The following is a 22,305-nucleotide window of genomic DNA, read 5'->3' as shown; positions in this document are numbered from 1 at the left end:
CGGCATCGCCACGCTCAGGTACTTCCGCACCAGCACTCGAACCACACCGCCTTGCCCCCTCCCGGCACGGGATCCACACCCCACTTGTCGGCCACCGATTCGAGGAGCAGCAGCCCGCGCCCGCCCTCAGCCGACGCCGAGAACTCGGGGGTCGGGACCGGAAGTTGGTGGCATCCATCGGCGACCTCCACCCGAACCGCCCCCGCCTGCCGCAGGATCAGCACCTCACAGCGCCGGTCCGGAACATGCCGTACGACATTGGCGACCAGCTCGGTCACGCCCAGCTCGACGGCGTCGGTCAGTTCGGCCATCCTCCACTCGTCGAGCAGCGTGCGGGCGATGGTGCGGATGTGCCGGGCCGAGTGTGCGCCGACGACGAGGCGCAGGCGGTACTGGGCACGGAAGGGGGCCACGGGGGTGGGGGGAATGTATCCGTTCACGGTACGAGCGTGACCTCGCGCGACTACTTTGGGCTACGGAACGGATACAACGGGTCCCGAATTTGGCCCAGTTGCGTGAGAGGGGTTCCGTGTGACCCACATCAACACCCTTGACCCGGGCGCCTCGCCCCTCGACTACTTCGGCTTCGAACTGCGGCGATATCGAGAGGCCGCCGAGCTGACGCAGAAGCAGCTCGGGGACATCGTCTACTGCACCGGCTCGCTGGTCGGCCAGATCGAGACGGCCCGCAAGCTGCCGACGCTGCCCTTCAGCGAGCGGGTGGACATCGCGCTGGGGACGGGCGGCGCGCTGTCGCGGCTGCATGAGCTGGTGATGCGTAGTCAACTTCCGGCCTGGTTTCAGCAGGTGGCGGAGTTGGAGGCGCGGGCGGTCGAGATCGCCACCTTCCATACGCACCTGGTGCATGGTCTGTTGCAGACCAAGGCGTACGCGCGCGCCGTGCTCGGTGCGGTGGACCAAAGCGACCTCGAAGACCGTACGTCGGTACGGCTGGCGCGTCAGCGCATCTTCGAGAAGGCCGAGCCGCCAGTGTTCTGGGCAATCATCAGTGAAGCCGTGCTGCATCAGGAGATCGGTGGCCCGGGGGTTATGCGGGAGCAACTCGAAAAGTTGTTGTCGTTCGAGAACGATCCCCGGATCAACATCCAGGTACTGCCGTTCACGGTCGGGGCGCATGCGGGCCTGCAAGGCTCGTTCGACCTCTTTCGCTTCCCGAGCGACCCGACCATCGTCTACACCGAGGGCTACGGAAGCGGGCATCCGACTGCCAACCCAGACACCGTCAAGGACTGCTCGCTCCGTTACGATCATCTTCAAGCCGCCGCGCTTTCCCTCAAGGACTCGGCGGAGTTGATCCGGCGCGTAATGGAGGAACGCTATGGCGAGCAACGCGATTCCGGCGGGGATCCAGTGGCGTAAGTCCAGCTACAGCGGCGATCAGGGCGGATCCTGCGTCGAATGCGCGCCGCTCGGCGCATTGGCCTGGCGCAAGTCGACGCACAGCGGCGAGAACGGCAGCTGCATCGAGATCGCCGAAACCCCCCACACCACCATCGCCATCCGCGACTCCAAGAACCCGGCGGGGCCGATCGTCACCCTCGACCCCGCCGCGTTCACCACCTTCGTCAACTGGACGGCGCGCAACTAAAGCGGAGCGCTCACGCGGCGGCCCATGGGACCCGGCAGGTGTGTGGCGCGGTCCCTTCCGGGCACAACGCCCTGATCACCGTCTTGCGGATCGCCCGCCACGTCCGCAGGGAACAGGCCAACTGGACGCGCAGTTCGACCGCTTCCCGGGCGCCGTGGCTCTGACCGGGGTTTTCCCAACCCCATTGCTCCGCGAGATGGTCGTACACCTCAGCGGTCGTCGCCCCGCTGGCGGGAAAATCGTGGGCGACCGTCTCGCTGACGATCCGAGCGTTGCGCGCGCCCACGGCCTCGGCCACGAGTCCTCTGACCCATGCGAGCCTTTGCTCGTCCGCGTACAGGCCGAACCTCAGGGTGCGCGTCCTCATGGCATGAGGTTACAACCGTTGGATGATCGTGCCGGTGGCCAGCCCTCCCCCCGCGCACATCGTCACCAGCGCGAACTCCTTGTCCGCCCGCTCCAGTTCATGAAGCGCGGTCGTGATCAGCCGGGCCCCGGTGGCCCCCACCGGGTGCCCGAGTGCGATCGCGCCGCCGTTGACGTTGACCTTCTCCAGGTCCTGGTCGAAGACCTGCGCCCAGCTCAACACCACCGACGCGAAGGCCTCGTTGATCTCCACGAGGTCGATGTCCTTCAGCGACATCCCGGCCTTCCCCAGCACCGCCTTCGTCGCGTCGATCGGCCCGTCGAGATGGAAGTGCGGGTCGGCCCCCACCAACGCCTGCGCCACGATCCGCGCCCTCGGCCGCAGCTTCAGCGCACGCGCCATCCGTTTCGACGCCCACATGATCGCCGCCGCACCGTCGCTGATCTGGGACGAGTTGCCCGCCGTATGGACGGCCGTCGGCATGACGGGCTTCAGGCCCGCCAGCGCCTCCATGGACGTGTCGCGCAGCCCCTCGTCCTTGTCGACGAGCCGCCACATGCCCTGTCCGGCGTGCTGCTCCTCCTCGGTCGTCGGGACCTGGACGGCGAACGTCTCCCGCTTGAACCGCTCCTCGGCCCAGGCGGCGGCGGCCCGTTCCTGTGAGATCAGCCCCAGTGAGTCGACGTTCTGCCGCGTCAGCCCCCGATGGCGGGCGATGCGCTCCGCCGCCTCGAACTGGTTGGGCAGGTCGACGTTCCACTCGTCCGGGAACGGCTTCCCGGGCCCGTGCTTGGACCCCGACCCCAGCGGCACCCGCGACATCGCCTCGACGCCACAGCTGATCCCGACGTCGATGACGCCCGCCGCGATCATGTTGGCCGTCATGTGGGACGCCTGCTGCGAGGACCCGCACTGGCAGTCGACCGTCGTCGCCGCCGTCTCGTAGGGCAGGCCCATGGTCAGCCAGGCCGTGCGCGTGGGGTTCATGGACTGTTCGCCGGCGTGGGTCACCGTGCCGCCGACGATCTGCTCGACGGCGTCGGCGGGGATACCGGTGCGGCCGAGGAGTTCGCGGTAGGTCTCGCCCAGGAGATAGGCGGGGTGGAGGTTGGCGAGCGCGCCGCCGCGCTTGCCGATCGGGGTGCGTACGGCTTCGACGATCACGGGTTCGGCAGCCATGGGTGCGGATCCTCTCCGAGGGCTCTGCGGGGAACTCGGCGGAACTGGTACGCGTTCTAGTTCTGCCTTGCAGTGTGCTGACGGAGGTTCAGTGACGGCAAGGGGTGTGCGGAGAACTGGGACGTCCATGGCTCTTGCTAGTTGTAGAACCCGTTACTACCGTCACGACGACCCTCTTTGCTGATGGACCGTCAGGAGCTGTCCATGCCCTGTCCAGCACTTCCCGACGGGTTCGACTTCACCGACCCCGATGTGCTGCACCACCGCGTGCCCCTCCCGGAGTTCGCCGAGCTGCGCCGCGCCGAACCGGTCCGCTGGATACCGCAGGCCGGCAATGTGGCCGGGTTCCAGGACGAGGGCTACTGGGCGGTGACCCGGCACGCGGACGTCAAGTACGTGTCGACGCACCCGGAGTTGTACTCGTCCACCCTCAATACCGCGATCATCCGCTTCAACGAGCACATCGAGCGCGATGCCATCGATGCCCAGCGGCTCATCCTGCTGAACATGGACCCGCCCGAGCACACCCGGGTCCGCCAGATCGTCCAGCGCGTCTTCACCCCGCGCGCGATCCGCGCACTGGAGGAACGCCTGCGGACGCGGGCGCGGACGATCGCCGCGAACGCCCGGGAACACCACCCCGGCTCCTTCGACTTCGTCACCGAGGTCGCCTGCGAACTGCCCCTCCAGGCCATCGCCGAGCTCATCGGCATCCCGCAGGACGACCGGGCCAAGATCTTCGACTGGTCCAACAAGATGATCGCGTACGACGATCCCGAGTACGCCATCACCGAGGAGGTCGGGAAGGAGTCGGCCACCGAACTCATCGCGTACGCGATGAACATGGCAGCCGACCGGAAGGAGTGCCCGGCGAAGGACATCGTCACGACGCTGGTGGCGGCCGAGGACGAGGGGAATCTGGGGTCGGACGAGTTCGGGTTCTTCGTGCTGATGCTGGCCGTGGCCGGCAACGAGACCACCCGTAACGCCATCACCCACGGCATGCACGCCTTCCTCACCCACCCCGAGCAGTGGGAGCTGTACAAGAGGGAGCGCCCTCGGACGGCGGCCGAGGAGATCGTGCGCTGGGCGACCCCGGTGGTCTCCTTCCAGCGCACGGCGACGCAGGACACGGAGCTGGGCGGCAAGCAGATCAGGAAGGGCGACCGGGTCGGCATCTTCTACGCCTCCGCCAACCACGACCCGGAGGTCTTCGAGAACCCGGACACCTTCGACATCACCCGCGACCCCAACCCCCACCTCGGCTTCGGAGGCGGGGGCCCGCACTTCTGCCTGGGCAAGTCCCTGGCGGTCCTGGAGATCGACCTCATCTTCAACGCCGTGGCCGACGCCCTGCCCGACCTGCGGCTGGTCGGCGACCCCCGCCGGCTGCGCTCCGCGTGGATCAACGGCGTGAAGGAACTGCGGGTCAGCACCGGCTGACCCGTCCCGAGGGAGGCAGGAGCACCCCTCTTCCCTACGCCCCGTTCCTGCCTCCCCCGAGACGCGGGCCGTCCTCGGGTCCGGCCGGTACACGTCGGCGCGGGTATGGCGAAGGCGGCGGCCCCGGGGATCGGGGGCCGCCGCCTTCGGTCCTGTCTGGCGGTGTCGGCTCAGTACCAGCCGTTCGACTGCCAGAAGTTCCAGGCGCCGCACGGGCTGCCGTAGCGGTCCTTCATGTAGTCCAGGCCCCACTCGATCTGGGTGGCCGGGTTGGTCTTCCAGTCGGAGCCGGCGGAGGCCATCTTGTTGCCGGGCAGGGCCTGGACCAGGCCGTAGGCGCCGCTGGAGGCGTTCGTGGCGTTGACGTTCCAGTCGCTCTCGTGGTCGACGATCTTGGAGAAGCACTGGTACTGGGCCGAGTCCGAGATCATCTTCTTCGCGATCTGCTGCGCCGAGCCGGCCCCGGTCGTCGCGGCCTGCGCGGGAGCGGCGGCGAACAGGGTGCCGGCGGTGGCGGCGGCCAGGGCGGCACCGGCGAGGGCCTTCTTCGGGGCGGAGATGCGACGGAAGGTGGAAACGACGGACACGGGGAGCCTTTCTTCGGGGACAGTGGGCCGCGGGCATGCCGGAACCACGCGATGCGAGGCGGGGGCATGCGTCGGCGCCGCGGCCCTGAGGGCACGTCGGCGCCGTGCGACGTCATCCAGAGAAGCAGGCCGGGAGGGTGTCCGCAATGAGCCTGTTTGCTAGTTGTGGCCGTATGTGGCGTGAAGGTCGTTTGTGTGACGTGGCTCTCAATGCGCAGGTCAGCGGCCGAATTGGCGCGTGCATGGCATCCGATTTGTCCGACTAAGATGGATAGTAGGTGATGTGGGTCATGTGGGGTGCTTCACCGGGTGGCTGACGGTCCGCGTGCGGGCCTTCACCCTGCGGGAGCGTCGAATGTGACCGGGCTCTCGAAGGCCGCCCGGCGCGTGGCCCGACGCAGCGCCTTGAGGATCGCCGGACCGAGCGTCACGGTGAGGACGACGGTGACGACCGCCCGGCCGAGGTCCCAGCCGAGCGAGGTGGCCATGCAGTACGCGACGAAACGGGCGAGGTTGGCGAGCGGCCCGGCCTGCGGGTCGGGGGCGAGCGGCGTGACGTCCGGGTCGAAGTAGGGCCAGCCCTGCATGTTCATCACCGTGCCGTAGGCGAAGGCGGCGAGGAAGCCGTAGCAGGCCAGCAGGAACAGCTCCCCGCGACCGCGCAGGCGATCCGGGCCCGGCAGCAGCCCGGCGCCCATCGTGAACCAGCCCATCGACAGCATCTGGAACGGCATCCACGGCCCCACCCCGCCCGTGAGCAGGGCGGACGCGAACATCGTCACCGCGCCGAGAACGAAACCGAAGCCCGGCCCGAGGACCCGGCCGCTGAGCACCATCAGGAAGAACATCGGCTCGATACCGGCCGTACCGGCACCGAGCGGACGCAGGGCGGCACCGGTCGCCGCCAGCACACCCAGCATCGCCACCGCCTTCGGACCGAGCCCGGACTCGGAGATCGTCGCGGCGACGACGGCGACCAGCAGAAGCAGCAGGCCGGTGAAGAGCCAGGGGGCGTCCTGGGCGTGCGCGCTCACCTGCGAGGCGGGCGGGGAGAGGAAGGGCCAGCCGAGAGCGGCCACGCCGACCGCGCTGACCAGGATGAGGGCGGCGATGGAGCGGGGGCCCAGGCGGACGGCTCGGGCCTGGCGAGTGGCCTGGGGAGTGGCCGGGGCAGTCGCCTGGGGAGTGCAGCGGCCGGTCATGCCAGGGCCTCCCGCACCTGCGTGACCGTGAGCCACTGCTGCGGGGCCAGGATCTTGGTGACCTGCGGGGCGAAGGACGGGGAGGAGACGACGACCTCCGCCGTCGGGCCGTCGGCGATCACTTCGCCCTCGGCGAGCAGGATCACACGGTGGGCCAGCTCGGCAGCCAGCTCCACGTCATGGGTGGCCAGCACGATGGCGTGCCCCTCGGCGGCGAGCCCACGCAGAAGGGTGAGCAGGCGGGCCTTCGCCGCGTAGTCGAGGCCACGGGTCGGTTCGTCGAGGAGGAGCAGCGTGGGGCGGGCGGTCAGGACGACCGCCAGCGCGAGCGTCAGGCGCTGGCCCTCGGAGAGGTCCCGCGGGTGGGTGTCGTCGGAGATGTCCGGGAGGAGCTCGGAGACCAGGGCTCGGCAGGTGCCGGGCGCTGCGCCTGCGTCGGCGTCGGCGGCCGTGCACTCGGCGGCGACCGTGTCGGTGTAGAGGAGGTCGCGGGGTTCCTGGGGGACGAGGCCGGCTCCGCCTGCGGTGACCGAGCCGGCGGTGGGTTTGATGAGGCCGACCAGGGTGTTGAGGAGGGTGGATTTTCCGGCGCCGTTGCGGCCCATGACTGCGATGGTTTCGCCGGGGGTGACGGTGAGGTTGATGTTGCGTAGGGCTTGGATGCGGTCGCGGGTTACGGAGAGGGCTTGTACTTCGGCCGCGAAGGACGAGGGCTGTGTGGGGGTGCGCCTGCGCTTGAACCATCGGCGGTGAGTGGTCTTTTCGCCCAATGGCTCGGGAGGCGTGGAGGGTTGGCGGCTGCGGGTTCGTTGTGGCTGATCGCGCCCACGCGGCGGTAGCCGCAAATCGATTACAGCCCCGCGCCCCTTTGGGGCGCTCTCGTCCCGTCCCTCAAGCTGTTGCCGTAGGTCTGCCGCCCTGCGGCGCGCGTCCCGGACCGTCAGCGGCAGGGGGGACCAATCCGCCAGACGGCCGAGGCCTACGACCGGCGGGTACACCGGCGATACGGCCATCACCTCCGCCGGGGTGCCCAGGATCGGGGCCTCGCCGGGAGCGGGCAGCAGGACGACCTGGTCGGCGTACTGGATGACTCGTTCCAGGCGGTGTTCGGCCATCAGGACCGTCGTGCCGAGGTCGTGGACCAGGCGTTGGAGGACTGCGAGGACTTCTTCGGCGGCGGCGGGGTCCAGGGCCGAGGTGGGCTCGTCGAGGATCAGGGCGCTGGGGTGGGGGGTGAGTACCGAGCCGATCGCGACGCGCTGCTGCTGGCCGCCGGAGAGGGTGGCGATGGGGCGGCCGCGGAGGTCGGCGAGGCCGAGCAGGTCGAGGGTCTCCTCGACGCGGCGGCGCATGACGTCCGGGGCGAGGCCCAGGGACTCCATGCCGTAGGCCAGTTCGTCCTCGACGGTGTCGGTCACGAAGTGGGAGAGGGGGTCCTGGCCCACGGTGCCCACGACGTCGGCGAGTTCGCGCGGCTTGTGGGTGCGGGTGTCGCGGCCGGCCACCGTGACGCGGCCGCGCAGGGTGCCGCCGGTGAAGTGCGGGACGAGCCCGCTCACCGCGCCGAGGACGGTGGACTTGCCGACGCCGGACGGGCCGACGAGGAGGACCAGTTCGCCTTCCGGGACCTCGAAGTCGACGCCCTGGACAGTGGGTCGGGGGGCGCCGTCGTAGGTCACCGACACGTTCTCGAAGCGGATCACGACGGCTCCTTGGGAGTGGCGGGACTGCGGGGTGCGGGGGAGACGAACGCCGGGAGCAGGCCGAGGAGGACGGCCGCCGCGGGCCACAGCGGGAGGGCGGGGGCGACGAGGGGGACCACGCCGGGGTGCAGGGCCGCCGGGTCGCGGGCGGCGGCGAGAGCCAGCAGGGCGGCGACCGTCGCGCCGGAACCGGCGACCAGCCAGGCGCGGGCATCCCAGCGGTCCGGCCGGTAACGGGTGCGCAGGGAACGGCGACCGCCGAGGCGCAGCCCCGCGAGCGCGGCGACGAGGCCGGCGAGGAGGACCGGCAGGCCGTACGTGACGCCCTCCGCGGTCAGCAGCCCGTACGTTCCGGCGCAGACACCGAGCAGGCCGCCGAGGGTGAGCGCGGTGGTCGTACGGCGGACGCGGGGCGGGACATCGGCGCTGCGGCCGTAACCGCGGGCGTCCATCGCGGCGGCTAGGGCGACCGAGCGCTCCAAGGCGCCCTCAAGGACCGGGAGTCCGACGTGGCGGAGGCCGCGGATGCCCGTGTCGGGGCGGCCGCGCAGACGGCGGGCGGCGCGCAGGCGCTGGACGTCGGCGATGAGGTGGGGGGCGTAGGTGAGGGCGACGACCACCGCCACGCCCATCTCGTAGAGGGCGCCGGGGAGGGACTTGAGCAGGCGGGCGGGGTGGGCGAGGGAGTTCGCCGCGCCCACGCAGATGAGGAGAGTGGCCAGCCGCAGGCCGTCGTAGAGGGCGAACAGGAGGGTCTCGACGGTGACCTTGCCCCCCAGGCGGATGCCCTGCGCCCAGTGCGGGAGGGGGACTTCGGGGAGGGCGACGATCACGTGCGTGCCGGGGACGGGGGAGCCGAGGGCCACGGCGAAGAAGAGACGGATGAGGAGGACGGCGAGGGCGAGTTTGACGAAGGCCGTGTAGGAGCGGGCCCAGGGGGCGTCGGGGCGGCAGGTCGCCACCACGTAGGCGGAGGTCGCTATGAGGAGGGCGAGGAGGAGGGGGTTGGTGGTGCGGGTGGCCGCGGTACCGAGCGAGAGGGACCAGAGCCACCAGGCGCCGGGGTGCAGCTGTGGCCCTGCCATCACGCTCGCCGCCGCCGCGCCTGCCACACCGCTGCCGCTCCCAGTACGGCCACTACGGCGATCCCGGCGACCAGGCCCAGCGACGGGCCCTCGTCCGATGTCTCTCGCTTCTCAGCGGTCGTCCTGTCAGGAGTCGTCGTCTCATCGGTCGTCTCCTCGGTGGCCGCCGGTTTCCCGCCCCCGGCCACCTGTTCCCCGCACCCCGTCTCCGGATACCCCGAGATCGCGCACAACAAGGCGTTCGTGTCGTACCGCAGGGGCTTGGCCACCGCGGCCAGGGCCTCCGCCGTGGTCGCGTCCGGGGCCACCCGCGCGCATGCCGTACGGCGGGCCGGCGGGGTCTCGCCCGACGGGGCGTCCGCCGTCGTACCGAAGTCGATGACCAGGGCCACCCGCTTCTCGCCGTCCCGCGCGGGCGTCCGCGCGCAGATCACCGCGAACTCGGCCGCGCCCCTGGGCTTCGCCGCGTCCTTCGAGTCCTCGCTCACCGCGAAAAGGAAGCCCTGGACGTCGCCGTCGGAGGGGCGGGCGAGGGAGGGGCCCTGGGTGGCGTAGGTCCAGGTGTCGCCGTCGCGGTCCCAGAAGGACCAGTAGCGGTAGCCGGTGGCGTGGGCGGCCTGCGCCGCGCCGGTCAGGAGGACCAGCGCGGCCAGGAGGAGGGTGAAAACGCGGCGGATCACGGTCACTTGCCCTTGTTGCGGCCGCTGATCAGGAAGCCGACGCCGATGCCCGCGACGGCGCCGACGCCGATGATCCACCAGAGGCTGACGCCGTTGTCGTCGGCCACCCGCTTCCCCACGGGCTTCTCGGACGCGGCCCTCGCCGTCTGCGGTGCCGGGCCCATCGCGTTGAGCTGCTTCACCAGGTCGGTGCCGCCGAAGTCACGCGGGTCGGTGCCCGTCGCGTCGGCGGCGAGGATCAGCTGGGCGTAGGCGGCGGGGCCGCTCTTGGCGGCCCACTGGGCGGAGTTCTGCTCCAGCCACCGCAGAGGCTTTCGCGCGGCCTCGTCACCGCCCTGCGCGGCGAGCGCGACGACCGCGTCCGCGGTGTTGCCGTAGTCCGGCTGGTCCTCGGCACCGGGGAGGGCGGACTTCAGGTAGCCGTCCTTCCGCACCGCGTCCGCCAGGTAGGAGGCTCCGTTCGCCGCAGCCTGCTCCGGAGTGAGGTCCGTCGCATCGGTGCAGGCGATGTCCTTCCCGTCACCGGCCTGCGCCGTCAGTGTGCCCATCCCCAGGGCGCCGACGACGGCGGCCGCCGTCGCGTCGGCGTTGGCCGACAACGTGCCCTTCTTGTCCGGCTGGTAGGCGAAGGCGCCGCCCTTGGAGCATGGCAGGGACAGCTTGACCAGGGCGTCGTAGGGCGACTTGCCGCCCTTGCCGCCCTTGCGGACCTCGGCAGGGTCGTCGCCGACGGCGTTGAGCGCGCCGATCACGACCGAGGTCGAGTTGGCGTCGCTGGCTCCGCCGGGCGTGTAGCCCCAGCCACCGTCCTTGTTCTGCACGGACTTCAGCCAGGTCACCGCCTTCTCGGCCTCGGTGTCGTGCTCGCCGACGGCGGCCAGGCCCTGGACGGCGATGGCAGTGCTGTTGGTGTCCACCATGACCTTGGCGTCGCACGCCTTCGAAGGGGCGGCGCGGAACGCCGCGAACGCTCCGTTGGCGCACTGCTGCCCCGCCAGCCAGTCGATCGCCTTGGCGGCGGGCTCCAGCTCCATGCGGTTCTGCGCGATGAGTACGAGCGACTGACGCCAGACACCGTCGTACGTCGGGTCGGCGGTGCCGTACAGCCCGGCCGGGAGCGAGGCGGACGGCGACGGGGTGGCGGCCTGGGCGAGCGGGGTCGCTACGCCGATCAGGGTGACGGCGGCCAGGGCCACGGCGCTGCGGCGGACGTACATGATCGGCGGGTGCCTTCCCTAAGGGGAACCGCGCAGCACACGGGGAACCCCCGGGCGGCTCGGCTCCGTATACCTCGACGGTGCCGTGCTCCGGCCGGTTGCCGGGGCACGTGAGCCGGTCACGAACCGTACGGGGCGATCCGGCTCACCGGCCGTCGAATGCGACGACCGGTTCACGAGGGGGCACCTCCCAGGCCCTTAAGGCACTGGGGGAGGGGCAGTGCCGGATTTGCACCGGCTTCCCCCTGTACGGGTGTGATGACGACGCCGTCACTCTACCGGCCCGTAAGGAAGCGGCTGAGGGGAGGCTGTGAGCGGGAGTAGGTTCGGGCCCATGGGGATGAGGGGGATGAGGGGATGACCGGGAGGGCGGGACGGCGGCTGCTCGGTTCGGGGCGCGCGTGCGACGTGTACGAGATCGACGAGGCGTGGGTGCTGCGCCACGACCGCGAGGGCTACAGCGACTCACTCGCCGAGGCCGCCCTGATGGAGCGGCTGCGCCCGCACGGCTACCCGGTGCCCCGCGTGCGGCTCGCCGACTCCTCGCGCTCAGAGCTGGTCATGGAGCGCCTGTACGGCCCGACGATGCTGGAGGCCTTCGTCGCGGGCCGCATCGACGCGAGCGAGGGCGGCGACATCCTGGCCCGCCTCCTGCGGCAACTGCACGCCGTCCCCGGACGCGTGGTCCACCTGGACCTCCACCCGGACAACGTGATGCTCACCCCCGACGGCCCCTACGTCATCGACTGGGCCAACGCGGGGGAGGGCGACCCGGGCCTGGACTGGGGCATGTCCGCGGTGATCCTCGCGCAGGCCGCCCTGGCCGACGAGCGGTTCGCCACGCCCGTCCGCGCGATGCTCGCCACCCTCCTCGCGGACCCCTCCGACCTCACCGAGGACGGCCTCACGGAGGCCCGGCGCCGACGCGCCGCCAACCCGACGATGACGGTGCGGGAGGTCGAAGTGCTCGGTGAGGCGGAGGAGTTGATCCGGTCCTTCATGGCCTAGGCGGGCGCGGCGTTCATGGCCTGGGCGGGCGCGGCGTCGGTCCGCCGAAGGCCAGATGGAGGACCCGGGCGGACAGCAGCCAGGCGCCGTCCGGCGACCGGCGGAACGTGTCCTCGTAGTTGCCGACCTGGACCGGCGGGCCCGGCGGGATCAGGTCGCCCTCGTGGCCGTCGACGCGATACGTCGTGAAGTACGAGGTCGCCGTCGCGGTGTCGGAGGACGTCACCGTGACGAGGATGTTGGACATCAGGCGCCGCGAGAGACGGTCGGCGGGACGGGAGCCGAAGTACACGCGCAACGCGTCCCGCCCCTCGACCAGCCGCTCGCCCGCCGGCCACTCCCAGGTGCCGTCCTCGGTGAACAGCTCGGCGACGGAGGCCGGTTCGCCGAGGTCGAGGCGGTGGACGAAGTCGACGACGATGCGCTCACAGGCGCGTTCGGCGAGAAGGCGCTCAAGGTGTCCGAGGCGTTCGAGATGCTCAAGGTGTTCCATGGGCATGCATTAAACGGCCACGTACGTCACCGGCTCGCTCCCCGCCACCGCCTCCGCCCTCCCCAGCTTCACCAGCCGCCGCAGATGGGCCTCGGCCTCCGCGATCGCGATGTTCCGTGATCCGTACGGGATTTGGTCCCAGGGCCGGTTCCACTCCATGCGCTCGGCGAGCTGCCAAGGGGTGAGGGGCTCGGCCAGGAGGGCCAGGAGGTCGGTGAGGCGGGACTCGTGGTGGGCCAGCAACTCCCTTACGCGGGCGGGGGCGTCGGTGAAGGCGTGCTGGTGGGCGGGGAGGATCTCGGCGGGGGTGAGGCGGCCGACACGTTCGAGGGAGGCGAGGTAGTCGCCGAGGGGGTCGATGACGGTGCTGTCGTCGGGGTCCTCGGGGTCCTCGTACAGGCCGATGTGCGGGGTGATGCCGGGGAGCAGGTGGTCGCCGGAGAACAGGCGGCCGTGGCCCGGGAGTTGGGCGGGGTGTTCTTCCTCCAGGTGCAGGCAGACGTGGCCGGGGGTGTGGCCCGGGGTCCAGATCGCGCGCAGGCGGCGGCCGGGGAGGTCGAGGAGGTCGCCGGGGACGATCTCGCGGTCGGGGGCGGCGGGGGAGAAGCCGGGCAGGGTGCTCGGGCGGCGGGCGGCGCGCAGGGGGGCCACGTGGGCGTCGGGGGCGCCGGCCGCCGTGAGCTTGTCCGCCATGTAGGAGAACCAGCGCTCGGGGCGGGTCGCGCGGGTGCGCCGTACGATCGCCGCGTCCGCCGCGTGCATCGCGATCCAGGCGCCGGAGGCCTCGCGCACCTTGCCGGACAGGCCGTGGTGGTCGGGGTGGTGGTGGGTGATCACCACGCCGTGGATCTCGCGGGGCATGGTGCCGCACGCCGTCAGACCCTCGGCGAGAGTGTCCCAGGACGCCGGGTCGTCCCAGCCGGTGTCGACGAGCACCGGGCCACGGTCGGTGTCGACGACGTACACGAGGGTGTGGCCGAGCGGGTTGTCGGGGATGGGGACCTCGATCGACCGGACGCCGCCGCCGTGGTCGTACACCTGCGCCGTCATGGGCTCCCCAATCGCCGCGACACGTTCCGGCCGACTCGGCCACTATAACTAGAACGCGTTTCGATGAGGGCCCGAGTCATCTACCAGCAGTCCGGCGAGAGCGAGTGAGGGAAGTGCTCGCAGGGGATCCAGACAGGCATGTCGGCGGGCTCCGCCTGTCTTGTGCGCTCGGGGGTCCAGAACTCCCTGATCTCCTCCGGGCTCTTCGTCTCCCTGCTGACGGAAACCCCGTTGCCGTGCTGCACGTCGTCCCAGGTCGAGGTCATCCATGCGGCGCCGCAGGCGGCCGTCGTCATGGCCGTCGCGAACACCGCCCATGCGCGCCTGCGCTCACGGTTCGCCGTCACCCGCCGCCCCTCCCCGTCGACTTGATCAGCGTAGGCGTGATTGATGTGCGATCCGTGGACTCCTCGTAGTGGAACTGGTATCAGTTCTGAAACAGCGTCAGAAACCAACTGCGCCAGAAACCAACAGTGTCAGAAACAAGGAAACCCGCTCCAGCTCCGCAGGAGGCGTCGGCCATGACCGAGCTCGTGGAACACGGACAGCTGTTCATCGGCGGGGAGTTGACCGACCCCCTGGGCAAGGACGTCATCGAGGTGATCTCGCCGCACACGGAGGAGGTCATCGGACGCGTGCCGCACGCCTCGTCGGCGGACGTCGACCGGGCGGTCGCGGTGGCGCGGCGGGCGTTCGACGAGGGCCCCTGGCCGCGGATGTCGCTCGACGAGCGGATCGGGGTCGTCACCCGCATCAAGGACGGCATCGCCCTGCGCCACGAGGAGATCGCCCGCGTGATCTCCTCCGAGAACGGCTCCCCGTACTCCTGGAGCGTGCTGGCCCAGGCGCTCGGAGCGATGATGGTGTGGGATGCGGCGATCACGGTCGCGCGGAACTTCACGTACGAGGAGCGGCGCGACGGCGTGCTGGGGAAGATCCTCGTGCGGCGCGAGCCGGTCGGGGTCGTCGCGGCCGTCGTCCCCTGGAACGTGCCGCAGTTCGTCGCCGCCGCCAAGCTCGCGCCCGCGCTGCTCACCGGCTGCACGGTGGTGCTCAAGCCGTCGCCGGAGTCGCCACTGGACGCCTATCTGCTGGCGGAGATCACGAAGGACGCGGGACTGCCGGAAGGGGTGCTGTCGATCCTCCCGGCGGACCGTGAGGTGAGCGAGTATCTGGTCGGGCACCCGGGGATCGACAAGGTCTCCTTCACCGGCTCGGTGGCGGCGGGCAAGCGGGTGATGGAGGTCGCGGCCCGCAATCTCACGCGCGTGACGCTGGAGTTGGGCGGCAAGTCGGCGGCCGTGGTCCTGCCGGACGCGGACGTCGAGGCGACGGTCGCCGGTGTCGTCCCGGCGGCCTGGATGAACAACGGCCAGGCATGCGTGGCCCAGACCCGCATCCTCCTGCCCCGTTCCCGCTACGACGAGTTCGCCGAGGCCTTCGCCGCGGCGGCGGGCGCGCTGGTGGTCGGCGACCCGCTGGACGCGGCGACCCAGGTGGGCCCGCTGGTGGCGCAGCGGCAGCAGCGCAGGAATCTCGACTACATCCGCATCGGCCAGGAGGAGGGCGCGAAGATCCTGACCGGCGGCGGGCGCCCACAGGGCCTGGACCGGGGCTGGTATGTCGAGCCGACGCTCTTCGGGGACGTCGACAACTCGATGCGGATCGCACGCGAGGAGATCTTCGGCCCCGTGATCTGCCTCCTCCCCTACGGCGACGAGTCCGAGGCCGTGAAGATCGCCAACGACTCCGACTACGGCCTGAGCGGCAGCGTCTGGACGGCCGACACCGCGCACGGCATCGAGGTCGCCCGCCAGGTCCGCACCGGCACGTACTCGGTGAACACCTTCAGCCTGGACATGCTGGGCCCGTTCGGTGGCTACAAGAACTCCGGGCTGGGACGCGAATTCGGCCCCGAGGGCTTCGGCGAATACCTGGAGCACAAGATGATCCACCTCCCGGCCGGCTGGGAGGCGTGAGCGGACATGGGCGACCGCTGGCACGTCGAGGTCGACCGGTCGGTGTGCATCGGCTCGGCCCAGTGCGTCCACCATGCCCCCGACGGCTTTCACCTCGACACCGGCCGGCAGTCCCATCCGGCCGACCCGGAGACCGACGCGAACGAGAAGGTCCTGGCCGCGGCGGAGAGCTGCCCGGTGGAGGCGATCGTGATCACGCTGCTGGGGAGCGGGGAGCCGGTGTTCCCTCCGGAGGAATAACGCCCGAAAAAATAACATTTCAGGGTTTCATTCCCGGCCATACGTTCTATCCTGGATGTAGGCCTACGGGACGAGTGAGGGAGTTCGAACCGGAGTAGCCGACTCTGGCAGGAAGTAGAAGTTCTTCCGCTGGGGCCGACGTCGACGGTCCGGGCTGAGAGGCCGGAAGGTCGGAAGACCGAGAGGTCGGAAGACCGGAAGGCGACCCCCATCACCTGATCCGGGTAATACCGGCGAAGGGAACCCGTCTCGTAGGTCATTTTTTGCGTGCTCGGGCCCGTGCCTCCGGTGCCTGCGGCGCCGTCAGGTCGATCAACCGGCACACCGTCTCGATGTCGATCTTCACCTGGGCGATCGAGGCGCGGCCCGAGAGCCAGGTGATCAGGGCCGAGTGCCAGGTGTGCTCGATGACGCGGACGGCGGAGAGCTGCTCGGGTGTCGGGTTCTCCAGGCCCATCGCGTCCAGGATGATCACCGTGGTCTGGCGGGAGACCTGGTCGACCTCGGGAGAGACGCTGCGGTCGGCGAAGGTCAGGGCCCGGACCATGGCGTCGGCCAGGTGCGGTTCGCGCTGCAGGGCGCGGAAGGCGCGCATCAGGGTCTCCGCCACACGCTCCGCCGCCGTCTCTCCCTGCGGCGGCTTCTTCCGCAGCGTGCCGTGCATGTGCTCCAGCTGGTCCTGCATCGTGGCGACCAGCAGATGCACCTTGGACGGGAAGTAGCGGTACAGCGTGCCGAGCGCCACCTGCGAGGACTCCGCGACCTCGCGCATCTGTACGGCGTCGAAACCACCCCGGCTGGCGAGCTGCGCGCTGGCGTGCAGGATGCGTCGCCGACGGGCCTCCTGCCGCTCGGTGAGGGGCGGTGAGGCAGGGCTTGCGCTACTGGCTTCCGCAGGCATGGATCCCGTTCCGTGACAGTCGGTGAGGGTGAGTGACCGGACAGAGCATGCCAGGGCGTCGGCCGTGGCGTGAATCACCTGATCCATCGCTCACAGCGGCGCTACCTGCCGGTAGATTCAGAGCCTCTTGAACGATCAAGTCTGAAACTTGTTCTAGATTAACGTCCCGCGTAATGTCGCGGGACATCGCAGGGAGAACGCAGGGAGAAGGGGGTCCGGAGTGACCGCTGAGGCCAGGGAGGCCGGGCCCGCGGAGGACCCTGCCGCCGACGGCGAGCGACCGCTCGACATCGCGCTTCTCACCTATAAAGGGAACCCGTTCTGCGGCGGCCAGGGCGTCTACGTACGGCACCTCTCCCGCGAGCTGGCCCGCCTCGGCCACCGCGTCGAGGTCATCGGCTCCCAGCCCTACCCCGTCCTCGACGAGGGCGCGGACTACGCGGGCCGCCTCACCCTCACCGAGCTCCCCAGCCTCGACCTCTACCGCCAGCCCGATCCCTTCCGCACTCCCAAGCGCGACGAGTACCGCGACTGGATCGACGCGCTGGAAGTGGCGACCATGTGGACCGGCGGCTTCCCCGAGCCGCTGACCTTCTCGCTGCGCGCCCGCCGCCATCTGCGCGCCCGGCGAGGCGACTTCGACGTCGTACACGACAACCAGACGCTGGGATACGGCTTGCTGGGCGAGGTCGGCGCCCCCCTCGTCACCACCATCCACCACCCCATCACCGTGGACCGGCAGTTGGAGCTGGACGCGGCCGAGGGCTGGCAGCGGCGGATGTCCGTGCGCCGGTGGTACGCCTTCACCCGCATGCAGAAGCGGGTGGCGCGCCGTCTGCCGTCGGTGCTGACGGTGTCGGGTACGTCCCGCGCGGAGATCGTCGACCACCTCGGCGTACGGCAGGACCGTATCCACGTCGTGCACATCGGCGCGGACACGGACCTCTTCTCACCGGACGCGTCGGTACGGCAGATCCCGGGCCGGATCGTGACGACGTCCAGCGCGGACGTCCCCCTCAAGGGCCTGGTCTTCCTCGTCGAGGCACTCGCCAAGGTCCGCACCGAGCACCCCGACGCCCACCTCGTCGTCGTCGGCAAGCGGCCCGAGGAGGGCCCGGTCGCGCAGGCCGTCGAGCGGTACGGCCTCGAAGGCGCCGTCGAGTTCGTCAAGGGCATCTCCGACGCGGAACTCGTCGACCTGGTGCGCTCGGCGCAGGTGGCGTGCGTGCCGTCGCTCTACGAGGGCTTCTCCCTGCCGGCCGCCGAGGCCATGGCCACGGGGACGCCGCTCGTCGCCACGACCGGCGGGGCGATCCCCGAGGTCGCCGGGCGGGACGGCGAGACGTGCCTGGCGGTGCCGCCGGGGGACCCCGGGGCACTGGCCGCCGGCCTGGGCCGCCTGCTGGGGGACGCGGAACTGCGGGACCGCCTGGGAGCGGCCGGACGTGACCGCGTCCTACGGAACTTCACCTGGGCGAAGGCCGCCGAGGGGACGGTGGCCCGGTACCGCGAGGCCATAGCCCGCTCTGCGCACCCGGATTCCGTCCGCTCCGCGCACCCGGATTCCGTCCGCTCCGCGCGCCCGGCCTCCGTCCGCTCCGCGGCACCAGCGCCGTCCCGCTCGGCGCGCGAGACCCCCGACCTCTCAGCGCCCTCGACTGCTGCGGCTGCGGCTGCGGCTGCGGCAAGGATGGCCGGGGCCGCGAGGAACGGCGAGTCCGCCCGCGTGGCTGAGGTGGCCGGGGTCGGTGAGCCTGCCCGCGTGGCCGAAGCGACCAGGGCCGACGAGTCCGCCCGTCTGTCCGAGGCCGCCGGGGCCGGCGAGCCCGCCGGTGTCGGCGAGGTCGCCAGGGCCGGTGAGCCCGCCCGCGTCGCCGATGCCGCCAGGGCCGGTGAGCCCGCCCGTGTTGCCGAGGGCGCCCAGTGAGCGGCGTGCACACGACCTTCGACCCCCGTCCCTCCAACCGTTCCGACCGCGAAAGCAGGCCCACGTGCTGACCGTCGACTTCTCCCGGTTCCCGCTCGCCCCGGGCGACCGCGTCCTGGACCTCGGCTGCGGTGCCGGCCGGCACGCGTTCGAGTGTTACCGGCGCGGCGCCCAGGTCGTGGCGCTGGACCAGAACGGTGAGGAGATCCGCGAGGTCGCGAAGTGGTTCGCGGCGATGAAGGAGGCGGGGGAGGCGCCGGAGGGGGCCACGGCCACCGCCATGGAGGGCGACGCCCTCGCGCTGCCCTTCCCGGACGAGTCCTTCGACGTCGTCATCATCTCCGAGGTCATGGAGCACATCCCGGACGACAAGGGCGTCCTCGCCGAGATGGTCCGGGTGCTCAAGCCCGGCGGCCGTATCGCCATCACCGTCCCCCGCTACGGCCCCGAGAAGGTCTGCTGGACGCTGTCCGACGCCTACCACGAGGTCGAGGGCGGCCACATCCGCATCTACAAGGCGGACGAGCTGCTGGCGAAGATCCGTGAGGCCGGCCTGAAGCCGTACGGCACCCACCACGCCCACGCCCTGCACTCGCCGTACTGGTGGCTGAAGTGCGCGTTCGGCGTCGACAACGACAAGGCGCTGCCCGTGCGGGCGTACCACAAGCTGCTGGTCTGGGACATCATGAAGAAACCGCTGGCCACCCGGGTCGCCGAACAGGCGCTGAACCCGCTGATCGGCAAGAGCTTCGTGGCGTACGCGACCAAGCCCCATCTCCCTCGGGTGGACGCCAAGTGACGACCCCCCGGACAGAACACCTCGTCCTGCCCGGGGTCCTCACCGCCGAGCAGGCCGCCGCGACCGTCGCCGGGATCCTCGCGGTCCAGCGCGAGGACGGGGCGATCCCGTGGTTCCGCGGGCACCACCTCGACCCGTGGGACCACGTCGAGGCGGCGATGGCGCTGGACACGGCCGGTGAGCACGCGGCCGCCGAGCGGGCGTACACCTGGCTGGCGACCCACCAGAACGAGGACGGCTCCTGGTACGCCGCCTACGCGGACGGCGCCTTCGACGCCGTCACCGACACCGGCCGCGAGACCAACTTCGTCGCCTACATAGCCGTAGGCGTCTGGCACCACTACCTGGCCACCGGCGACGACACGTTCCTGGACCGCATGTGGCCCTTCGTCTACGCGGCGATCGAGTTCGTCCTCCAGCTCCAGCAGCCGGGCGGACAGATCGGCTGGCGGCGGGACGAGGACGGCACCGCGACGAAGGACGCTCTGCTCACCGGCTCGTCCTCGATCCACCACGCGCTGCGGTGCGCGCTGGCCATCGCCGAGCAGCGGGAAGAGCCGCAGCCGGACTGGGAGTTGGCCGTGGGTGCGCTGCGGCACGCGATTCGTCGTCATCCGGAGCGGTTCCTGGACAAGGACCGCTACTCGATGGACTGGTACTACCCGGTGCTGGGCGGCGCGCTGACGGGCGCCGAGGCCAAGTCCCGTATGGAGGAGAGCTGGGAGCGTTTCGTCGTTCCCGGGCTCGGGGTGCGGTGCGTCGTGCCCAACCCGTGGGTGACGGGCGGGGAGTCCGCCGAACTCGCCCTGGCCCTGTGGGCGATGGGCGAGTCCGACCGGGCGCTGGACATCCTCCAGTCGATCCAGCATCTGCGGGATCCGGAGAGCGGGCTGTACTGGACCGGGTACGTCTTCGACGACGACGCCATCTGGCCGCGCGAGCTGACGACCTGGACCGCGGGGTCGCTGTTGCTGGCCGTCGCCGCGCTGGGTGGGCATGAGGCCACGTGCGCGGTGTTCGGCGGGGATCGCCTGCCGACGGGGCTGGACCCGGATTGTTGCGCCTGAGGACTCGGATGGGATCCGTTGTGCGGCGGGCGCGGGTTGTGGGGGGCTGATCGCGCAGTTCCCCGCGCCCTAAGGGGTTTCAGTGGCGGTGGACTCGATTGGCGATGGCGTGACCCACGAACAGGTACACGACTGCCGCCAGGCCGTACCCGGCCACGACCCTCGCCCACGCCTCGTCGAAGGTGAACAGGTCGTACGACCAACCCGCCAGCCAGCGGGCCGCGTCGTGGATGAACTGCACGAAATCGTTCGCGCGGTTCGCGTCCAGCAGATACATCAGGATCCACAGGCCCAGGATGAGGGCCATGATGTCGGCGACGATCGCTATGACCGTTCCGGCTTGGTGGGAACCGTTGCGATATCGAGGGGACATGCCCTCCGGGTAGCCCTGGACACGTGACTGAAACACGGTCACCGCAAGCCGAACGGGACATTACGTTCAACTCGCGTTCCCCTCAAGGTCATTCGGTGGTAAACGTGATCACCGACGATCCTGCCCCAGCCACGGGGGGAGACCGCAGGTGCCCGCGAACAGACCCGTTACCGAAGAACCCCGCTTGGTCGTCACCAGACCCCCGCGCCGCCGTCTGCGCAGAGCGCTGGCGCTGGCGCTGCCCGTCCCCGTCATCGGCCTGGTCCTCCTCGTGGCCGGCGGGAACCTGCTGTTACCGCTGCGGCAGGTGGTCACCATCGAGGCGAAGATGGCCTCGAAGCGGGACTTCTTCCAGGATCCCGAGGTCGAGCGGCTCCTGATGAAGCACGGCTTCCGCGTGCACATCACCAGCATGGGCTCCCGCGAGATCGCCAACCAGGACTTCGAGGGATACGACGTCGTCTTCCCCTCCGGCCAGCCCGCCGCCGACCTGATCAGCCGCGAACGCGCCGCGGCGAACCGCCCGGTGCTCCTGTACCGCCCGTTCGTCAGCCCCATCGTGCTGGCCACGTACCGGAACTACGCCGAGGTCCTCGTGGATCACGGCGTGGCGAAGCCGCAGCAGGGCTCGGGCGGCCGGCCGATATACTACACGCTCGAGATGACACCGTTCGTGCAGCTCACCCGGGAGGGCAAGCGCTGGAACGACATCGGCATCGCACGACACGGCGTCCGCAACTCCAACAAGATCCTCGCCCAGACCTCCGACATCTGCGAGTCCAACTCCGCCGGCACCTACCTCGGCCTGGTCGCCTTCGTCGAGAACGAGAACGACGCCCCGAACGACGAGAGGGAGGCCGAGGCGGTCGCCCAGAAGATCAAACCGCTCCTCGTCGAACAGGGACTGCCGGGCTCCGAGCGGGCGGAGACGTATCTGTCCCCCGACGGCCCGAGCATCGCCCCGATCTCGGTGATCTACGAGCACCAGTTCCTCGCCCACCAGATCCGCCACCAGGCCGAGAAGGGCAGCACGGACACCGAACGCGTCCTGCTCTACCCGTCGACGCGCTTCGTCACCGAACCCCAGCTCGTCGCGCTGACCGGCGACGGCGCCCGGCTCGGCGAACTGGTCAGCGAGGACCCCGAACTCCAGCACCGCGCCATGGAACTGGGCTTCCGCGCCCGCAACACCAACAGCGGCACGAACAGCGGCATGAGCAGCGACACAGCCGGCGACGAACTCACCGAGTTCCTCACCGAACGGCACATCCCCGTGCCCACCACCTCCTCCAACGACACCCGGGCGGTCCTGCCCCAGCTGCCCCTCCTGGAACGGATGATCAAGACGGTCGGCGACTGCCCGGACCGCAAGGGCGACGTCAAGTGAGGCCCGGGG

The 22,305-nt window shown here is 70.5% G+C and carries 24 protein-coding genes; 11 read left to right on the top strand and 13 right to left on the bottom strand.

Going from position 1 to position 22,305, the window contains the following annotated elements; all coding sequences use genetic code 11:
* Nucleotides 1-14 precede the first annotated feature (14 nt).
* Nucleotides 15-440, bottom strand: coding sequence for an ATP-binding protein (locus ACTMVF_RS22690; protein ID WP_441272924.1), 426 nt, complete (start codon nucleotides 438-440; stop codon nucleotides 15-17).
* Nucleotides 441-531: 91 nt separating this feature from the next.
* Here ACTMVF_RS22690 and ACTMVF_RS22685 point away from each other — a divergent pair, with 91 nt between their 5' ends.
* Both ACTMVF_RS22685 and ACTMVF_RS22680 read left to right on the top strand, forming a co-directional pair.
* Nucleotides 532-1,380 carry a helix-turn-helix domain-containing protein gene (locus ACTMVF_RS22685; protein ID WP_441272923.1) on the top strand — a complete coding sequence of 283 codons (849 nt, stop codon included), beginning with the start codon at nucleotides 532-534 and terminating at the stop codon, nucleotides 1,378-1,380.
* The gene (locus tag ACTMVF_RS22680; RefSeq protein WP_441272922.1) at nucleotides 1,340-1,609 is read left to right on the top strand and encodes a DUF397 domain-containing protein; all 270 of its coding nucleotides are present in this window, start codon (nucleotides 1,340-1,342) and stop codon (nucleotides 1,607-1,609) included. The genes ACTMVF_RS22685 and ACTMVF_RS22680 overlap by 41 nt, the downstream gene beginning before the upstream one ends.
* 10 nt (nucleotides 1,610-1,619) lie before the next feature.
* On the opposite strand, the gene ACTMVF_RS22675 is transcribed toward ACTMVF_RS22680, so the two are convergent.
* Both ACTMVF_RS22675 and ACTMVF_RS22670 read right to left on the bottom strand, forming a co-directional pair.
* The gene (locus ACTMVF_RS22675; protein ID WP_441272921.1) at nucleotides 1,620-1,976 is read right to left on the bottom strand and encodes a hypothetical protein; all 357 of its coding nucleotides are present in this window, start codon (nucleotides 1,974-1,976) and stop codon (nucleotides 1,620-1,622) included.
* A 9-nt stretch (nucleotides 1,977-1,985) separates the two neighbouring features.
* Nucleotides 1,986-3,155 carry a steroid 3-ketoacyl-CoA thiolase gene (locus ACTMVF_RS22670; RefSeq protein WP_441272920.1) on the bottom strand — a complete coding sequence of 390 codons (1,170 nt, stop codon included), beginning with the start codon at nucleotides 3,153-3,155 and terminating at the stop codon, nucleotides 1,986-1,988.
* 204 nt (nucleotides 3,156-3,359) lie between these two features.
* On the opposite strand from ACTMVF_RS22670, the gene ACTMVF_RS22665 reads away from it, so the two are divergent.
* Entirely contained in the window at nucleotides 3,360-4,598 is a 1,239-nt protein-coding gene (locus ACTMVF_RS22665) for a cytochrome P450 (RefSeq protein WP_441273093.1), read from the top strand.
* Nucleotides 4,599-4,768: 170 nt separating this feature from the next.
* Here the strand turns inward: ACTMVF_RS22665 and ACTMVF_RS22660 are convergent, their stop codons facing one another.
* From ACTMVF_RS22660 to ACTMVF_RS22635, 6 genes are all read right to left on the bottom strand, one after another.
* Nucleotides 4,769-5,185, bottom strand: coding sequence for a transglycosylase SLT domain-containing protein (locus tag ACTMVF_RS22660; protein ID WP_403327863.1), 417 nt, complete (start codon nucleotides 5,183-5,185; stop codon nucleotides 4,769-4,771).
* A 335-nt stretch (nucleotides 5,186-5,520) separates the two neighbouring features.
* Entirely contained in the window at nucleotides 5,521-6,387 is an 867-nt protein-coding gene (locus ACTMVF_RS22655; RefSeq protein WP_441272919.1) for an ECF transporter S component, read from the bottom strand.
* Complete coding sequence (locus ACTMVF_RS22650) at nucleotides 6,384-8,090, bottom strand: ABC transporter ATP-binding protein (protein ID WP_441272918.1); 1,707 nt, start codon at nucleotides 8,088-8,090, stop codon at nucleotides 6,384-6,386. Before ACTMVF_RS22650 ends, ACTMVF_RS22655 begins: the two co-directional genes overlap by 4 nt.
* Complete coding sequence (locus ACTMVF_RS22645) at nucleotides 8,087-9,175, bottom strand: energy-coupling factor transporter transmembrane component T (RefSeq protein WP_441272917.1); 1,089 nt, start codon at nucleotides 9,173-9,175, stop codon at nucleotides 8,087-8,089. The genes ACTMVF_RS22650 and ACTMVF_RS22645 overlap by 4 nt, the downstream gene beginning before the upstream one ends.
* Nucleotides 9,175-9,855, bottom strand: coding sequence for an SCO2322 family protein (locus ACTMVF_RS22640; protein ID WP_441272916.1), 681 nt, complete (start codon nucleotides 9,853-9,855; stop codon nucleotides 9,175-9,177). Before ACTMVF_RS22640 ends, ACTMVF_RS22645 begins: the two co-directional genes overlap by 1 nt.
* Nucleotides 9,856-9,857: 2 nt before the next feature.
* Nucleotides 9,858-11,072 (bottom strand): prenyltransferase/squalene oxidase repeat-containing protein, encoded by a 1,215-nt coding sequence (locus tag ACTMVF_RS22635; protein ID WP_441272915.1) that lies wholly within the window; start codon nucleotides 11,070-11,072, stop codon nucleotides 9,858-9,860.
* A 357-nt stretch (nucleotides 11,073-11,429) separates the two neighbouring features.
* Here ACTMVF_RS22635 and ACTMVF_RS22630 point away from each other — a divergent pair, with 357 nt between their 5' ends.
* Complete coding sequence (locus tag ACTMVF_RS22630) at nucleotides 11,430-12,080, top strand: phosphotransferase (RefSeq protein ID WP_441272914.1); 651 nt, start codon at nucleotides 11,430-11,432, stop codon at nucleotides 12,078-12,080.
* Nucleotides 12,081-12,093: 13 nt separating this feature from the next.
* Here ACTMVF_RS22630 and ACTMVF_RS22625 read toward each other — a convergent pair whose 3' ends face one another.
* The gene (locus ACTMVF_RS22625; RefSeq protein ID WP_441272913.1) at nucleotides 12,094-12,573 is read right to left on the bottom strand and encodes a nuclear transport factor 2 family protein; all 480 of its coding nucleotides are present in this window, start codon (nucleotides 12,571-12,573) and stop codon (nucleotides 12,094-12,096) included.
* Nucleotides 12,574-12,582: 9 nt separating this feature from the next.
* Complete coding sequence (locus tag ACTMVF_RS22620; RefSeq protein ID WP_441272912.1) at nucleotides 12,583-13,623, bottom strand: MBL fold metallo-hydrolase; 1,041 nt, start codon at nucleotides 13,621-13,623, stop codon at nucleotides 12,583-12,585.
* A 138-nt stretch (nucleotides 13,624-13,761) separates the two neighbouring features.
* On the opposite strand from ACTMVF_RS22620, the gene ACTMVF_RS22615 reads away from it, so the two are divergent.
* The 3 genes from ACTMVF_RS22615 to ACTMVF_RS22605 all read left to right on the top strand — a co-directional run bounded on the left by ACTMVF_RS22615 (nucleotide 13,762) and on the right by ACTMVF_RS22605 (nucleotide 15,842).
* Nucleotides 13,762-13,995, top strand: coding sequence for a hypothetical protein (locus tag ACTMVF_RS22615; RefSeq protein WP_441272911.1), 234 nt, complete (start codon nucleotides 13,762-13,764; stop codon nucleotides 13,993-13,995).
* A gap of 149 nt (nucleotides 13,996-14,144) precedes the next feature.
* Entirely contained in the window at nucleotides 14,145-15,602 is a 1,458-nt protein-coding gene (locus ACTMVF_RS22610) for an aldehyde dehydrogenase (protein ID WP_441272910.1), read from the top strand.
* 6 nt (nucleotides 15,603-15,608) lie between these two features.
* A complete protein-coding gene (locus ACTMVF_RS22605; RefSeq protein WP_441272909.1) occupies nucleotides 15,609-15,842 on the top strand; it encodes a ferredoxin in 234 nt (77 codons plus the stop codon).
* Between the two features lie 256 nt (nucleotides 15,843-16,098).
* Here ACTMVF_RS22605 and ACTMVF_RS22600 read toward each other — a convergent pair whose 3' ends face one another.
* Nucleotides 16,099-16,743, bottom strand: coding sequence for a TetR family transcriptional regulator (locus ACTMVF_RS22600; RefSeq protein WP_441272908.1), 645 nt, complete (start codon nucleotides 16,741-16,743; stop codon nucleotides 16,099-16,101).
* A 220-nt stretch (nucleotides 16,744-16,963) separates the two neighbouring features.
* On the opposite strand from ACTMVF_RS22600, the gene ACTMVF_RS22595 reads away from it, so the two are divergent.
* The 3 genes from ACTMVF_RS22595 (at nucleotide 16,964) to ACTMVF_RS22585 (ending at nucleotide 20,536) form a co-directional block, all read left to right on the top strand.
* The gene (locus tag ACTMVF_RS22595) at nucleotides 16,964-18,670 is read left to right on the top strand and encodes a glycosyltransferase (protein WP_441272907.1); all 1,707 of its coding nucleotides are present in this window, start codon (nucleotides 16,964-16,966) and stop codon (nucleotides 18,668-18,670) included.
* A gap of 64 nt (nucleotides 18,671-18,734) precedes the next feature.
* Nucleotides 18,735-19,469: a class I SAM-dependent methyltransferase gene (locus tag ACTMVF_RS22590; protein ID WP_129800810.1), complete on the top strand. Its 735-nt coding sequence runs from the start codon at nucleotides 18,735-18,737 to the stop codon at nucleotides 19,467-19,469.
* Nucleotides 19,466-20,536 (top strand): prenyltransferase, encoded by a 1,071-nt coding sequence (locus ACTMVF_RS22585; RefSeq protein ID WP_441272906.1) that lies wholly within the window; start codon nucleotides 19,466-19,468, stop codon nucleotides 20,534-20,536. Before ACTMVF_RS22590 ends, ACTMVF_RS22585 begins: the two co-directional genes overlap by 4 nt.
* A 79-nt stretch (nucleotides 20,537-20,615) precedes the next feature.
* Here the strand turns inward: ACTMVF_RS22585 and ACTMVF_RS22580 are convergent, their stop codons facing one another.
* On the bottom strand, nucleotides 20,616-20,909 hold the full coding sequence (locus tag ACTMVF_RS22580) for a hypothetical protein (protein ID WP_441272905.1): 294 nt from the start codon (nucleotides 20,907-20,909) through the stop codon (nucleotides 20,616-20,618).
* Nucleotides 20,910-21,093: 184 nt separating this feature from the next.
* Between ACTMVF_RS22580 and ACTMVF_RS22575 the strand changes: the two genes are divergently transcribed.
* Nucleotides 21,094-22,296, top strand: coding sequence for a hypothetical protein (locus tag ACTMVF_RS22575; protein ID WP_441272904.1), 1,203 nt, complete (start codon nucleotides 21,094-21,096; stop codon nucleotides 22,294-22,296).
* Nucleotides 22,297-22,305 lie beyond the last annotated feature (9 nt).

Origin of the sequence: Streptomyces sp. SD31 (genome assembly GCF_052068475.1) — a bacterium.
GTDB lineage: Bacteria > Actinomycetota > Actinomycetes > Streptomycetales > Streptomycetaceae > Streptomyces.
The sequence above is the reverse complement of the archived record's forward strand: the minus strand, read 5'-3'. Positions and strand labels throughout refer to the sequence as shown.

What these genes read in the sequence shown, in the direction of transcription:
- ACTMVF_RS22630 (WP_441272914.1), top strand. Translation starts at nt 11,430, where the DNA reads ATGACCGGGAGGGCGGGACGGCGGCTGCTCGGTTCGGGGCGCGCGTGC.
- ACTMVF_RS22665 (WP_441273093.1), top strand. Translation starts at nt 3,360, where the DNA reads ATGCCCTGTCCAGCACTTCCCGACGGGTTCGACTTCACCGACCCCGAT.
- ACTMVF_RS22645 (WP_441272917.1), bottom strand. Translation starts at nt 9,175, where the DNA reads ATGGCAGGGCCACAGCTGCACCCCGGCGCCTGGTGGCTCTGGTCCCTC.
- ACTMVF_RS22605 (WP_441272909.1), top strand. Translation starts at nt 15,609, where the DNA reads ATGGGCGACCGCTGGCACGTCGAGGTCGACCGGTCGGTGTGCATCGGC.
- ACTMVF_RS22615 (WP_441272911.1), top strand. Translation starts at nt 13,762, where the DNA reads ATGTCGGCGGGCTCCGCCTGTCTTGTGCGCTCGGGGGTCCAGAACTCC.
- ACTMVF_RS22600 (WP_441272908.1), bottom strand. Translation starts at nt 16,743, where the DNA reads ATGCCTGCGGAAGCCAGTAGCGCAAGCCCTGCCTCACCGCCCCTCACC.
- ACTMVF_RS22670 (WP_441272920.1), bottom strand. Translation starts at nt 3,155, where the DNA reads ATGGCTGCCGAACCCGTGATCGTCGAAGCCGTACGCACCCCGATCGGC.
- ACTMVF_RS22625 (WP_441272913.1), bottom strand. Translation starts at nt 12,573, where the DNA reads ATGGAACACCTTGAGCATCTCGAACGCCTCGGACACCTTGAGCGCCTT.
- ACTMVF_RS22675 (WP_441272921.1), bottom strand. Translation starts at nt 1,976, where the DNA reads ATGAGGACGCGCACCCTGAGGTTCGGCCTGTACGCGGACGAGCAAAGG.
- ACTMVF_RS22580 (WP_441272905.1), bottom strand. Translation starts at nt 20,909, where the DNA reads ATGTCCCCTCGATATCGCAACGGTTCCCACCAAGCCGGAACGGTCATA.
- ACTMVF_RS22680 (WP_441272922.1), top strand. Translation starts at nt 1,340, where the DNA reads ATGGCGAGCAACGCGATTCCGGCGGGGATCCAGTGGCGTAAGTCCAGC.
- ACTMVF_RS22610 (WP_441272910.1), top strand. Translation starts at nt 14,145, where the DNA reads ATGACCGAGCTCGTGGAACACGGACAGCTGTTCATCGGCGGGGAGTTG.
- ACTMVF_RS22655 (WP_441272919.1), bottom strand. Translation starts at nt 6,387, where the DNA reads ATGACCGGCCGCTGCACTCCCCAGGCGACTGCCCCGGCCACTCCCCAG.
- ACTMVF_RS22635 (WP_441272915.1), bottom strand. Translation starts at nt 11,072, where the DNA reads ATGTACGTCCGCCGCAGCGCCGTGGCCCTGGCCGCCGTCACCCTGATC.
- ACTMVF_RS22620 (WP_441272912.1), bottom strand. Translation starts at nt 13,623, where the DNA reads ATGACGGCGCAGGTGTACGACCACGGCGGCGGCGTCCGGTCGATCGAG.